This window comes from Cytophagia bacterium CHB2, assembly GCA_030263535.1.
Lineage (GTDB): Bacteria > Zhuqueibacterota > Zhuqueibacteria > Zhuqueibacterales > Zhuqueibacteraceae > Coneutiohabitans.
Map to the genome: position 1 here is coordinate 18,542 of SZPB01000022.1, position 12,377 is coordinate 30,918.

12 protein-coding genes are annotated in these 12,377 nt (G+C 53.4%); 9 read left to right on the forward strand and 3 right to left on the reverse strand.

Annotated features, from left to right (window positions below):
* The first annotated feature begins 7 nt into the window (after nucleotides 1-7).
* From nrdR to FBQ85_04170, 6 genes are all read left to right on the forward strand, one after another.
* Nucleotides 8-475, forward strand: a complete 468-nt coding sequence (gene nrdR, locus FBQ85_04145) for a transcriptional repressor NrdR (GenBank protein ID MDL1874347.1) — start codon at nucleotides 8-10, stop codon at nucleotides 473-475.
* A gap of 1 nt (nucleotide 476) precedes the next feature.
* Nucleotides 477-1,310 (forward strand): twin-arginine translocase subunit TatC, encoded by an 834-nt coding sequence (gene tatC / locus FBQ85_04150; protein MDL1874348.1) that lies wholly within the window; start codon nucleotides 477-479, stop codon nucleotides 1,308-1,310.
* 88 nt (nucleotides 1,311-1,398) lie between these two features.
* Entirely contained in the window at nucleotides 1,399-1,953 is a 555-nt protein-coding gene (locus FBQ85_04155) for a dCTP deaminase (protein MDL1874349.1), read from the forward strand.
* 5 nt (nucleotides 1,954-1,958) lie between these two features.
* Nucleotides 1,959-2,789: a PHP domain-containing protein gene (locus FBQ85_04160; GenBank protein MDL1874350.1), complete on the forward strand. Its 831-nt coding sequence runs from the start codon at nucleotides 1,959-1,961 to the stop codon at nucleotides 2,787-2,789.
* Nucleotides 2,780-3,439, forward strand: a complete 660-nt coding sequence (locus FBQ85_04165) for an MBL fold metallo-hydrolase (GenBank protein MDL1874351.1) — start codon at nucleotides 2,780-2,782, stop codon at nucleotides 3,437-3,439. Before FBQ85_04160 ends, FBQ85_04165 begins: the two co-directional genes overlap by 10 nt.
* A gap of 52 nt (nucleotides 3,440-3,491) precedes the next feature.
* On the forward strand, nucleotides 3,492-4,151 hold the full coding sequence (locus FBQ85_04170) for an HD domain-containing protein (GenBank protein ID MDL1874352.1): 660 nt from the start codon (nucleotides 3,492-3,494) through the stop codon (nucleotides 4,149-4,151).
* A gap of 123 nt (nucleotides 4,152-4,274) precedes the next feature.
* On the opposite strand, the gene FBQ85_04175 is transcribed toward FBQ85_04170, so the two are convergent.
* From FBQ85_04175 to FBQ85_04185, 3 genes are all read right to left on the reverse strand, one after another.
* Nucleotides 4,275-6,416, reverse strand: a complete 2,142-nt coding sequence (locus FBQ85_04175; protein ID MDL1874353.1) for a choice-of-anchor D domain-containing protein — start codon at nucleotides 6,414-6,416, stop codon at nucleotides 4,275-4,277.
* A 221-nt stretch (nucleotides 6,417-6,637) separates the two neighbouring features.
* A complete protein-coding gene (locus FBQ85_04180; GenBank protein ID MDL1874354.1) occupies nucleotides 6,638-7,405 on the reverse strand; it encodes a response regulator in 768 nt (255 codons plus the stop codon).
* Complete coding sequence (locus tag FBQ85_04185; protein ID MDL1874355.1) at nucleotides 7,374-8,489, reverse strand: sensor histidine kinase; 1,116 nt, start codon at nucleotides 8,487-8,489, stop codon at nucleotides 7,374-7,376. The genes FBQ85_04180 and FBQ85_04185 overlap by 32 nt, the downstream gene beginning before the upstream one ends.
* A gap of 468 nt (nucleotides 8,490-8,957) precedes the next feature.
* On the opposite strand from FBQ85_04185, the gene FBQ85_04190 reads away from it, so the two are divergent.
* The 3 genes from FBQ85_04190 to FBQ85_04200 form a co-directional block, all read left to right on the forward strand.
* On the forward strand, nucleotides 8,958-10,715 hold the full coding sequence (locus FBQ85_04190) for a DEAD/DEAH box helicase (protein ID MDL1874356.1): 1,758 nt from the start codon (nucleotides 8,958-8,960) through the stop codon (nucleotides 10,713-10,715).
* A 66-nt stretch (nucleotides 10,716-10,781) separates the two neighbouring features.
* On the forward strand, nucleotides 10,782-11,888 hold the full coding sequence (locus FBQ85_04195) for a hypothetical protein (GenBank protein MDL1874357.1): 1,107 nt from the start codon (nucleotides 10,782-10,784) through the stop codon (nucleotides 11,886-11,888).
* The coding region (locus FBQ85_04200; GenBank protein MDL1874358.1) for a hypothetical protein at nucleotides 11,852-12,377 on the forward strand (526 nt) is incomplete at its 3' end. The genes FBQ85_04195 and FBQ85_04200, both read left to right, overlap by 37 nt.

Genomic DNA, 12,377 nt, shown 5'->3' on the forward strand with positions numbered 1-12,377 from the left:
TGAGCCTATGCGTTGTCCCTACTGCAATCATGAGGACAGTCGCGTCATCGATTCACGTACGAGCAACGAAGGGCGGGTCGTCAGGCGGCGGCGGGAATGTCTCTCGTGTCAAAAACGCTATACGACGAAAGAGTACATTGAAGAAACGCCGTTGATCGTCGTCAAAGGCGATGGTCGGCGTGAAACCTTCAATCGCGAAAAAATCATGCATGGCCTGCAAATCGCGTGCAGCAAGCGCCCGGTTTCGATGGAGACCATTAACAATTGCGTCGATGAAATCGAGTCGCGTTTGCGCGACGGCAATCACGAAGAAATCAGCTCGCGTCTGATCGGCCAGTTGGTGATGGAAAAGCTGCGCACGATCGATGAGGTCGCCTACGTACGTTTTGCTTCGGTTTACCGAAAATTTCAAGCGAAAGAGGAATTCCTGGAAGAGCTGAAAGGACTCGAGGCCCGCCACGAGATTTTTGCATAAAATGGATGATCAAACCAAAGACACCCCCAACCGGCGCCGGAAATCCGATGAAAAAGAAATGCCGTTTCTCGATCATCTAGAGGAATTGCGCGGCCGCATCTTCAAAGCGTTGCTGGCAATTGTTCTCTTCACCTGCCTCAGCCTTTTCTTTATTGATGAAATCTTCGCCTTCCTCGTCGCGCCTTACAACGACGCTTTGCGCCTGGCCACCGCCGGCAAGCCTGAGAGCGAAACCGCAGCCGGCTCACACCTGGTCTTTTTCACGCCCACCGGCGGATTCATGATTTACGTCAAACTTGCCGCCACGGCAGGCTTGCTGCTGAGCCTGCCCTTCATTTTGCACCAACTCTGGCGCTTCATTGCCCCGGGATTATTGGAGCGTGAAAAACGTTTTGCGCCGCTGCTCATTTTCTTCACGATTTTGTGTTTTGCCGCCGGCGCCGCATTTTGCTACTACGTTGTGTTGAAATTCGGCTTGGGATTTTTGCTCAGCTTTCAATCGGCGCAATTGATGCCGATGATCTCCATCGAAGAATATTTTGGCTTTGTGACCGCGCTGATTTTCATTTTTGGCATTCTCTTCGAAATGCCGGTATTGGCCTTCCTGCTCACCCGCCTGGGCTTGTTGACGCCGGAGTTTTTACGGCAGAAACGGCGCTACAGCATTATCGCCATTTTCATCGCCGCGGCAATCATCACCCCCTCGGTTGACGCATTCACGCAAATCCTTTTGGCCGTACCGTTGATGATGCTTTACGAAATCAGCATCTGGGTATCAAAAATTGCATTGCCGGTGGAGATGAAAAACGCCCTGAGCGAAATCGCAACCCATTGAGGCAACGCCAAATCCCGTCACGCAATACGTTTGCGTTGTGGCCTTTCAATAAAATTTTCATGCGTTCGAGCAAAGTCACGGAGTTTTCATGAGCATCAAATCCGATCGTTGGATCAGAAAAATGGCGCTGGAACAAAATATGATCGAGCCTTTCGAGGACCGGCAGGTGCGCAAGAATGTCATCTCTTACGGCCTCTCCTCCTACGGCTATGATGTACGCATCGCGGACGAATTCAAAATTTTCACGAATGTCTTCGGCGCCATGGTCGATCCGAAATCGTTTGATCCAAAATCTTTCGTGGACTATCGCGGCGAGGTGTGCGTCATCGCGCCGAACAGCTTTGCGCTGGGACGCACCATCGAATATTTTCGCATCCCGCGCAACACCATGACGATTTGCGTGGGCAAATCGACCTACGCGCGCTGCGGCATCATCACCAACGTCACGCCGCTGGAGCCCGGCTGGGAAGGCTATGTCACGCTGGAAATCTCGAATACCACGCCGTTGCCCGCCAAAATTTATGCGAATGAAGGCATCGCGCAGATTCTTTTTTTCGAGAGCGATGAACCCTGTGAAATTTCTTATGCCGACAAATCCGGCAAATATCAAGGACAAATCGGCGTCACGCTGCCGAAGGTATAAACGGAATGTATGATTTGCACACACACACGACGCGCTCCGACGGCATGCACTCTCCGGAGGAGCTGGTGGCCCTGGCGAGCGACAAACATTTAACCGGGATCGCGATCACCGATCACGATGAGATCGGCGGCATTGAAAAAGCCGTAGTCCGGGGCGCGGAACTCGGACTGGAGATCATTCCCGGCCTGGAATTGAGTACAACTTATCGCGGCTATGATGTGCACATCCTAGGTTATTTTATTGACTATCAGCATGCCGGCTTGCTGCGCCTGCTGCATGTGCTGCAAGAACAGCGCGTCGGCCGTGCGCACCGCATCGTTGAAAAACTCAATCGCCTGGGTTTGGGTGTGCCCTTTGAAACGGTTTTGGAATATGCCGGCGAGGGTTGCATCGGACGCCCTCACGTTGCCAACGCGCTTGTGCGGCACGGCTATGTCACGACGTTTCAGGAAGCCTTCAATCACTATCTCGCCGAAGACCGGCCGGCGTTCGTGCCCAAATCTGTGCTCACGCCGGAGGCTGCAATCGCGGCGATTCATCAAGCCAACGGCATTGCCGGCCTGGCGCATCCCGGGCAAAACCTGACCATCGAGATTGTCATTGACGTCATCAAGCTCGGCGTCGATGCGATTGAAACGATTCATCCCAAGCATTCCAACGAGCGCCAGCGTTTTTTCAACGAGCTGGCCGTCAAATTCGATCTTTTGCAAACCGGCGGTTCTGATTTTCACGGCGGCGCCAAAGGCCTGGAAAAACTAGGGCAATTTACCGTCAACGCGGAACAAGTCGGTTTGCTCAAAAGCTTTGTCGCACGGAGTAAATCCAAATGGCACTGAGATGGCGCTGCGTCACGGTCGGCCCGTTCGCCATGAACGCTTACATTTTGTGGTGTGATGAAACGCAGGAAGGTCTGTTGATCGACCCGGGTGATGAGATCGAGCGCATCGCCGATGAAGTGGAAGATACCGGCGCACGCTTGCAACGCATCATCATCACGCATGCCCACATCGATCACGTGTTGCGCAGCCGGCAGGCGCAAGATCATTTTAACCTGCCGCTGTACATGCATCGGGACGATGCCGGATTATTGCAAAATGTCAGCCGGCAAGCGGAGATGATGGGTCTGAGCTTCGGCGAGATCAAACCGCCGCGCGTCGCTGGTTATCTCGAGGAGGGCGACCTCGTCGCGTGCGGCCGCCACTCATTGCGCATCGTACACGGCCCCGGCCATTCGCCGGGAAGCATCATGCTGTTCTCTGAGAAAATCGCCGTCGTCGGAGATGTTTTGTTTCAAGGTTCGATCGGCAGAACGGATCTCCCCCTCGGCTCTCACGAAACCTTAATGAAAACCATCACCGAAAAATTGATGACGTTGGTGGACGAGGTGCTGGTGCTCCCGGGGCACGGCGAGGAAACCACGATCGGAAACGAACGGCGCCATAATCCTTTTTTACAACCAGGTACTAGACTGTTTGATTTGAACTAAATCGCTGTTTGCGCATGGTGAATCACGTACTGCAACGCGGAGCCACTGCCCTATGATCACTCTCGCTGAGATAAGAAGCAATCCTTTAGTCGATGCTTACATCGCACGCGCCGATGAATATCTCGAAGTCGTCGGCTACACCGAACACGGCCGGCGGCACTGCGGCATGGTCGCCGGAAATGCGCAAAGAATTTTGCTCGAACTCGGCCATAGCGAGCGCCAAGCCGAGCTGACGGCCATTGCCGGCTATTTGCACGACATCGGCAACGTCTTTAATCGCGTCAGCCATCCCTTCACCGGCGCGATGCTGGCGCATACCCTGCTGCTGCAAATGGGCATGGATCCCATGGAAATCACCCAGATCGTGGCAGCCATCGGCAGCCATGACGAGGTCAGTTGTGAGCCGATCAACGCCGTCGCGGCCGGTTTGATCATCGCTGACAAATCCGATGTACATCGTTCGCGCGTGCGCAATCCGGCCATGATCAAATTTGACATTCATGATCGCGTCAATTATGCCGTCGACAAAAGTACTCTAGTGGTCGATAAAGAGAACCGTATTATTCGCCTCGAACTATCCCTGGATACGAAAATCTCGCCGGTGGCAGAGTATTTCGAGATTTTCCTGTCACGCATGTTGTATTGCCGCAAAGCGGCGGCCTTTCTGGGCTGCCAATTCAATCTCGTTGCCAACGGCACCGATTTACTCTAGAAATTGCTTTTGTAATTTTCTCTTCCTGTTCCCCCCAACAGCTTTGCCAACGGCGGGATAAACGTATATCGTCTCAGCAACCGGCCTCCGTTGGCAAAACGTCTATTTGCTTTCTCTCTGCGATTATCTCACCAGGCTCATTTTCTTGGTGGCGACGATGGCGCCGGCCTGCAAACGATAGAAATATGTGCCGCTTGACAGCGCACGCGCATCATACATGAGGGCATGCGCGCCCGGCGGCATTTCTTCATTTTTTAACGTCGCCACTTCATTCCCCAACATGTCATAAACTTTCAAAGAAACTTGTTCCGCCTGCGGCAACGTGAAGGAAATTTTTGTTTGCGGGTTGAAAGGATTTGGTTGATTTTGCTCCAATTTGAAAACACCATTTGTCACATGCGCATTTTCGTCCACGCCAACTGTGCCCACCAGGCGAAATCGCATCTCTTTCTCGAAAACCGTTGTGCCCAGGCCAAATCGTGATCGAACAACAACACGCGGCGAATAAACGGCAAACAACGGACGTCTAAAAAGCGCGGGAAAAAGCGCGAACGTCACATGCAACGAATCGCCGGCAGCCAGCGCGGCCGCGCCTGGGGACACGCCCAGCGCCGCCGCCGGCTGAATGCCGCGATAGTTTATTGACAGGTAAACGGAATCCGCGCCGGTACCGCGATTGTAAATCCAAAATGCCGTATCCGCTCGCGCAACATTGACATCGATATCGCCCAGATTATATGAAGCCGTGTTGAGAAAGAGCTGGGGTGTGGGATTCGCATTGCCCCACAACGAAATTTTTTGTGGATTGCTTTGACTGGCGTCATTGCTGTACAACAACAAGGTATCTTGTAAAACGCCGTTTTGAAGCGGAGCCCATTGCAGTTTCAGCGTGTCGCTGGCGGCCGGACGAACTTGCAACGGCAAGGCCGTGGCAATGGTAATCGTATTGCCGGCATTGCCTGCAACTTGCGCCTGCTCGATGCGCAAAACTTTTGCGCCAATGTTCGTGAAGGCAATGCCAACCGTGCCAACATTGCCGGGAAGAATGTTGCCAAAATCAACACGCGCAGGGGGCGTCAGCGAAGACGCGCGCGAAAACGCGGCCAGGATGTTCGCGCCCGGGCCGCCGTAAGCGCCCATGTCGTTGCGCACACTGCCGCGTGAGGGCCATTTGGCCTGCGCCGGCGCGCCGGAGTCTGCGGGATCATTGAAATCGCTGCCCGGGTCGCCGCCATCCACACACGGCGATTGCGCATTCAGATAATAACTGCTGTCGGCAAACTGCGGTGGTGCTGCAATATTTCCCGTTCCGGCATAACCGCCTTCGATATTGTTGTGTGTGATCGTGAGAGAACCGGTGGGTGCGTAAATCGGTCCGCCCGTGGTTTGCGTATTCGCCCAGACAATATTGTTGCGCACGATTGCAATGGCGCCGTTCCAAATCACAAAGGCGCCGCCATTTGCTGCCGGCGGCGGCGAGTTCGGCGCGCTGGCGGAGGAGTTGCCGATGATGGTGTTATTTTCGATGATATTTGCAAGGCGCACATTCGGCAAAATATTATTGATCCAAATTCCGCCGCCGCCGTAAGTCGGCTTGCCCGCGGCCGCTTGATAAACACGATTTTCGGCGATGACATTATTGCGCACGATCGCGCCGGAGCAATAATTCAACACCATGCCGGCGCCATACATGCCGCGATTGGCGAGAATGACGTTGTTCAAAATTCGAGGCGCGCCGTCGCCGCAGCGAATTGCGCCCCCGCCCGCGCTGGCTGCGCGCTCGCCGTTGATCGCTTCATTATCAAATATAAAATTATTGCGAATCGTGGGCGAAGCCAGCGCTGACAGCACGCCGCCGCCTTCCCAATAATCGCCGGCGCCATGCTCATCGCGCCAAAGCGTGCCACGGCCGCCGGTGAGAGTAAAGCCGGCAAGCACAGACGAGGAATCCTCACGATTAATAAAAAGAACACAACTCGCCGTGTCCGGATGAGCGGGTTTGCTGCCATCGATAATCGTCGCGCGAATCAAAGCAACCTCGCCGGTCAAAACATATTGGCTGGCCACCAGAATTTTTTTGCCTTTGAATTTGATATTTTCAAAATAACTGCCGGGCGCAACCAGCACGGTATCGCCGGCCGCTGCGGCATCAATCGCGGCTTGAATAGTGGCGTATTGCCCGGGGACATGGCGGATGTTCGCATGGCCTGGAATTGCGGTCAACAGCGCCAGGGCCATTCCAACAACAAGGAAAAATCGTCGCATAACCCTCTCCTGACTTGGTTTTGATGAAAGCCGCGGTGCTAAGAATTTTTAGAAAGACAAGCTCGAAAAAATATTGCATCAACCGCCGTGAAAACGGCGCTTGCCGCCAAACAAGCTTTTCAGAACGAGTTTACGCGCATTTTTTTAGCGCGACAACAACTTTGCGATAAGCTGGAGATTATTGCGGCAGGCGGGAGAAAATGCGGGATGATCCGGAAAGCTCAGACGCGATTCTGGAACAGCAACATGAACGATGAGCGATAGTTGCGGCTCAGCGGCAATTGCGCGCCGTCTTTGAGAATGATGAGGGCATCGCCGTGTGACAGCAGTTCCAACTCTTTGATGCGATCAACATTCACAATCGTTGAACGATGCGTACGAACGAAATGAGCCGGATCGAGTTGTTGCTGCAATTCGTTCAAAGTCTCGCGCAAGAGATGTTTCTGCTTTTGTGTATGCAAACAGGCATAGTCGCCTTCAGCGCTGATCCAGTCAATCTCTCCGGCCTTGATCACCACGGCTCGCCCGGCAGTCTTGGCGAGAAATCGCGCCGCGGGTTTGCGCTGATTCTGCCATTCTTGCAACAAAGCAAGAAGATTGTGATTCAGTTGAGGTGGCGCCGGTAGCAGGTTGCGGCGTGCACGCGCAAGCGCCGCTTCAAAACGGTGCGGGTCAACCGGTTTCAAAAGATAATCCACGGCATGCGCATCGAAGGCGCGCACCGCATATTTATCATAAGCCGTGACAAATATGACGGCCGGCAGCGGCTCGGGTTTTATCAGCGAGATCAATTCGAAGCCGTCCATTTCCGGCATTTGCACGTCGAGGAACAGCAGGTCCGGCGCCATGCGTTCGATATCAATGATCGCTGCGAAGCCATCGGCGCACTCGCCGACGATCTCAATATCATGCTCTGCGGCCAGCAGGTGCCGCAGGCCTTCGCGCGCAAGCGGCTCGTCATCGACGATCAGAGTTCGGATTTTGGCCATGGTGCTGTAGTTCCGAAAATGGAATTTCAAGTACGGCGAGGGCGCCGCCGGCAGCGGCGTTCGTCAATTCGAAACGATAGTCTTGCCCATAAAGCTTGCTCAAACGAGCGCGCGTATTATTCAACCCGATGCCCTCACGCCCGGTGTCTGCGGGCGTTTGCGCCAGTCCGCAGCCGTTATCACTCACTTCGAGATTAAGTTTGCCGTTGTTGCGTTGCGCAGAAATGCGCAACACCGCCGGGCCGCGCTGCTCGTTGACGCCATGACGAATCGCATTCTCGATGAGAGGCTGCAAAATCAGATTGGGAATTTGCGCGGCCAGTGTTTGCTCGGCAATGTTCATCTGCACAGTCAAGCGCTCGCCGAAGCGCATGCGTTCGATTTGCAAATAACGATCGAGAAAGTCGAGTTCTTCCTTAAGCGATACAAAAGTTGACCCGGCATTATCCAACGCCAGACGCAAAAGCTCGCTCAACCGGCCAAGCATTTGGCGCGCCCGGACCGGATCTTTTTGGATTAAAACGGAAATCGCGTTGAGCGTATTGAAAAGAAAATGCGGGTTGAGTTGCATACGCAATGCCTGCAATTGCGCCTGGGCAAGCTGCCCCTCGAGCTGCGCCGCGCGCATGGCTTTTTCTTGAAAGCGCTGGTAATACTCGAAAAGGTATGCGATCGCGAGGATCATCCAATACAGCAGAATGCCGTAATCCAAAAACGTCATCATGCGCTGCAGCCAGGCCTCCCAGGTGAAGGAGGCACCTGCGGTCTGCACGCGATAATAAATCATGGCAAGTCCGTGCCCGGCTTTATGCAATATGGCAATCAAAATGCCGGCGGGAATATGAACGGCCAGGCTCTTCACCAATTGACCTTGCTCGAAACGAAATCTCTGGCCCAACTTGAGAACGAGCGGGGTCAACCCAGCCCAAATATAAGCATACACCATTTCACTAAACAGCGCCTGCTGCCAGGACATGCCCTCGCCAAAACGCAGCGAGACAAAATAAACCTGTGCGGTCATAAACAAACCGAACAAGGTCCAGGCGCTGAAAACGATGCGCCAAAATTGACGGACAGGCATCATAAAAACTCACTCCCTTTTCCAGCAGGATAGGCCTTTGCGGCCGCGGCCTGAATGATTTGAGGCGGTTTGCTGAATATGCTCGTGTTGCTTTGTGCGTAAATCGAGCTTACGCCGATGATCAACAACGCAAGATTAGCAAAGGGTCAGTTGAGAAGTAAACGCATGCCGCGCGTTCTCCGATCGTGAGTGCAAAACAAGAATTAAAAGTAGCACAAAATAGAACTTAAAATTCAAAATATGAAAAACTTTCTTGGAAAATCTGCAATTGTTTCCCCCTGGAAAATCCTTCTATGTTAGTTTTAGGAATTTTCCCTCTGCGGCTGAGGTGTTTGAGGCTGCTCCACCGCATTGCCAAACCTTTGTCTGTGCTTTGTTCCGCATTATCAATCAGGCGCTTGACATTATCGCGAGGCTTGTTATATTGGCACTTTCGACGGAAATTCTTATCAGCGTAACATTAACATCTTCATGCTTGACACATCTGCCACAGAAATACCGCAATCCTTCATTTTTCGGCCTTCCGCACTCGTCGAGAGATTTATACAACCGCCCACGCCCGAACGCGACGACCATCAAGGTCTCGCATTTTATCACGCGAAGCTCGATCTCCATCATCTTGCGCTTTTGCGAGAATTTGACGAATTGCTGTGCCTTGACACGCTGAAGCATGTTGAGCGCTACTGGTACCAAGTCGAGACCGTCAAAAAGGTGCTCAAACAAATGCGCGGCCGCGTGCTGCTGTCGGACGAGGTTGGCCTGGGCAAAACCATCGAAGCGGGCATGTTGATCAAGGAATACCGCTTGCGCGGCCTGGTGCGCAATGCCCTGATTCTCGCGCCGCCTGCGCTGGTTTCACAATGGCAGGAGGAAATGTCGGGCAAATTCGGCTTGCCATTCGTCACGACCGACGACATCGAGGTGAAACGCCACCCGGAATTTTGGACGGAACAAAAGTGGATCATTGCCTCCCTGCATACGGCGAAATCCAAGACGAACTTCGAGCTTGTCGTCAACACCAAATACGATCTCGTCGTCGTCGATGAAGCGCATCATCTCAAAAACAAGGACACTCTATCCTGGAAACTGGTGAATGCCCTGCAGAAGAAATTCATCTTCTTGCTCACGGCCACGCCGGTGCAGAACAATCTGATGGAATTGCACAATCTGCTCACGCTCTTGAAGCCGGGCGTGCTGGCCACCGAGCAGCAATTTCGCAAGAACTATGTCGCGCGCGGCGACAGCCGCATGCCCAAAAATCGCGAAGCTTTGAAAGATTTGCTGCGCGAAGTCATGATTCGCAACACGCGCAGCCTGGTCGATGTCAAACTTCCCAAACGTTTCGCAACCACGATAACGGTATTGCCTTCAAACCATGAAAGGGATTTGTACGAACACATCACGCGCTTTGTGCGGCAACACTCGCCCGCGTTGCGCGGGTTGGAGCGCACGGCGCTCAATCACCTGCTGATGCAGGCGGGCAGCAGTCCGTTCGCCTTGACGGACTCGTTGACTTCACTCAAAAGCCGTCTGCCCAGCGCAGCCGATGAAATCGATCATTTGCTGGCATTGGTCGACAAGGTGCGCGAGACGGAAAAGGGCAAACAGCTCCTGCAGCTTGTGCAAAAAAGCGGCGTCAAAAAACTGGTATTCACCAACTTCCGGCGCACCTTCGATTATCTCGCAACGTTGCTGCGCAATGCCGGACTGGCGTTTGCCGAGTTCCGCGGCGGCATGACGGCCGAACAGAAAGACGCTGCCATCGCCAGCTTTCGTGAAGAGGTTGACGTGCTGCTGCTCACCGAAGTCGGCGCCGAGGGCCGTAATTTGCAATTCTGCCAGACCATCATCAATTATGATTTGCCGTGGAATCCGATGCGGCTGGAACAGCGCATTGGCCGCATTCACCGCATCGGCCAAACCCAGGATGTTTTTGTATTCAATTTTTGCATCAAAGACAGCATTGAAGAGTACATTCTTTACATTCTCGACAAAAAGATCAACATGTTCGAACTGGTCATCGGTGAAATCGACAGCATTCTTGGCAACCTCGACACCGAGGACGAATTTAGCGATATTATTATCGATATTTGGCTCAATTCCAGCCAAAAACAGGAAGTCGAGCAGAAGATTGAAAATTTTGCCGAACAGATATTGGAAGCGCGCGCCGCCTATCAGAAAACCAAAGAGCTTGACGAAGTCTTGTTCGCAGAGGAATTTGAAGTGTAACGCATTTCTTGTTGCCGGACGCTCCAGCAACAAGAAACCAGCGGCGAGCAACAAGCAACCAAACCCATGCCTCAACTCATCGACACCATTTCGGATATTCTAGCGCTTTCTGGCGCGGCGGTGGAAAGAAATCAAGAACACCTGGAAGCCTTGCTGCCGGCCGAAACCGCGCGCGCCCTGCAACTGCCCGAACATGCGGTGCTGGCTTTCGAGGCGCAAACGAATGGCGTTGCCGGTGAGCTGGTGACCTATCAATCCGAATTGGTTGACCGGCTGTTCGACTGGATGCAGCAGAAGGGCTTGTATGCGCAAATTGCCGTTGCGGATCTTTATCTCAAACAGGGGGTGACCGCGGTTGCTGAAAGCCGTTTCACTGTGCGCAATGGCCTATTGAAAGCGGCGGCGGCGGCCGAGCGGCGCTTGCAATACGCCTGTTTCCATTTCAAATACACGGCGATCTCGGATGAAAAGAAAGAGGGGTTGGCGCGTGCTGTGATCAACGAGCATACATTGGCCGAGGTGCATGAGATGATGGCGCAATTGAGCCTGGCAGTCACGACCGAGGCAGAAAGCGTTGTCAGCCTCGAGACGCAACCACTTGCCAAGGTCTATCATGCCGCCTGCCGTAATGTACGCCCGATTATTTCCGGAGATTTGGCAGACTTTCACCGGAGTTTGCAGCGCCGGCTGCAACGCGATATCGCACGCTTGCACGAGTATTATCAGAGTCTCAAAGACGAGATTCAAAACAAAATCGTGCGCCGGCAACTGGCGGGCAAAGAACGTGAAGATGAAGAAGCGCGCCTCCGCGCCGTCGATTTGGAGTACCGCCGCAAAGTCGCAGATCAGCGTGAAAAGTATGCCATGAAAATCGAGGTGGAACCCATCAACCTGCTGCGCATCAATACGCCGGCCATGATGGTGACGGCCGAGCTGCGCTGCCGCAAGCTCGGGCGCGAGGTTTCATTTGTGTGGAATCCTTTGCTGAAAGATTTTGAGCCCATACCATGTGAAAGCTGCGGTGACGGGCTTTACGCGATGCAATTATGCGAAGAAAAGCTGCACCTCCTCTGTCGCGCGTGCTCGCACTGCCAGGGCTGCAAGCGCGCCATTTGCCACCGCTGCCATCCGGGTAAATGCCCCAAATGCGGCGCGTTATTTCATCAAATTTGATCGACCGCGGCAAGACCACGGTACAAAGAATCATGTTAGCCATGAAGTTCAAGGTAAGCGATGGCCAAGCCCTCGCTGAACGCTGCTGTGTTCAACCAGGAAAAAACATGCAAAAAATCGCAATCATTGCCGGCGACGGCATTGGCATTGATGTGACCAGAGAAGCCGTGAAAGTGTTGCGGCGAGTGAATGAAAAATTCAGTCTCAATTTGACGCTAATCGAATTCGAATACGGCGCCGACTACTTTCTCAAAACCGGCGTGGGCTTGCCGCCCGGGCAAATGGACGATTTTCGCAAAAATTATGCAGCGATTTTTCTCGGCGCGCTCGGCGATCCGCGCATTCCCGACATGCGCCACGGCCGCGAGATTCTGCTGGCCATGCGTTTCGAGCTTGACCTGTACATCAATCTGCGTCCGGTGCAATTGCTGCATGAACGTCTATGCCCGCTCAAAAACAAAATGCCCAAAGACGTTGATTTCGTGGTGT

Excerpts from the sequence above, each read along its gene's own strand:
- FBQ85_04170 (MDL1874352.1), top strand. The coding sequence starts at position 3,492 with ATGATCACTCTCGCTGAGATAAGAAGCAATCCTTTAGTCGATGCTTAC.
- FBQ85_04185 (MDL1874355.1), bottom strand. The coding sequence starts at position 8,489 with ATGATGCCTGTCCGTCAATTTTGGCGCATCGTTTTCAGCGCCTGGACC.
- nrdR (MDL1874347.1), top strand. The coding sequence starts at position 8 with ATGCGTTGTCCCTACTGCAATCATGAGGACAGTCGCGTCATCGATTCA.
- FBQ85_04195 (MDL1874357.1), top strand. The coding sequence starts at position 10,782 with ATGCCTCAACTCATCGACACCATTTCGGATATTCTAGCGCTTTCTGGC.
- FBQ85_04160 (MDL1874350.1), top strand. The coding sequence starts at position 1,959 with ATGTATGATTTGCACACACACACGACGCGCTCCGACGGCATGCACTCT.
- FBQ85_04190 (MDL1874356.1), top strand. The coding sequence starts at position 8,958 with ATGCTTGACACATCTGCCACAGAAATACCGCAATCCTTCATTTTTCGG.
- FBQ85_04175 (MDL1874353.1), bottom strand. The coding sequence starts at position 6,416 with ATGCGACGATTTTTCCTTGTTGTTGGAATGGCCCTGGCGCTGTTGACC.
- FBQ85_04165 (MDL1874351.1), top strand. The coding sequence starts at position 2,780 with ATGGCACTGAGATGGCGCTGCGTCACGGTCGGCCCGTTCGCCATGAAC.
- FBQ85_04155 (MDL1874349.1), top strand. The coding sequence starts at position 1,399 with ATGAGCATCAAATCCGATCGTTGGATCAGAAAAATGGCGCTGGAACAA.
- tatC (MDL1874348.1), top strand. The coding sequence starts at position 477 with ATGGATGATCAAACCAAAGACACCCCCAACCGGCGCCGGAAATCCGAT.
- FBQ85_04180 (MDL1874354.1), bottom strand. The coding sequence starts at position 7,405 with ATGGCCAAAATCCGAACTCTGATCGTCGATGACGAGCCGCTTGCGCGC.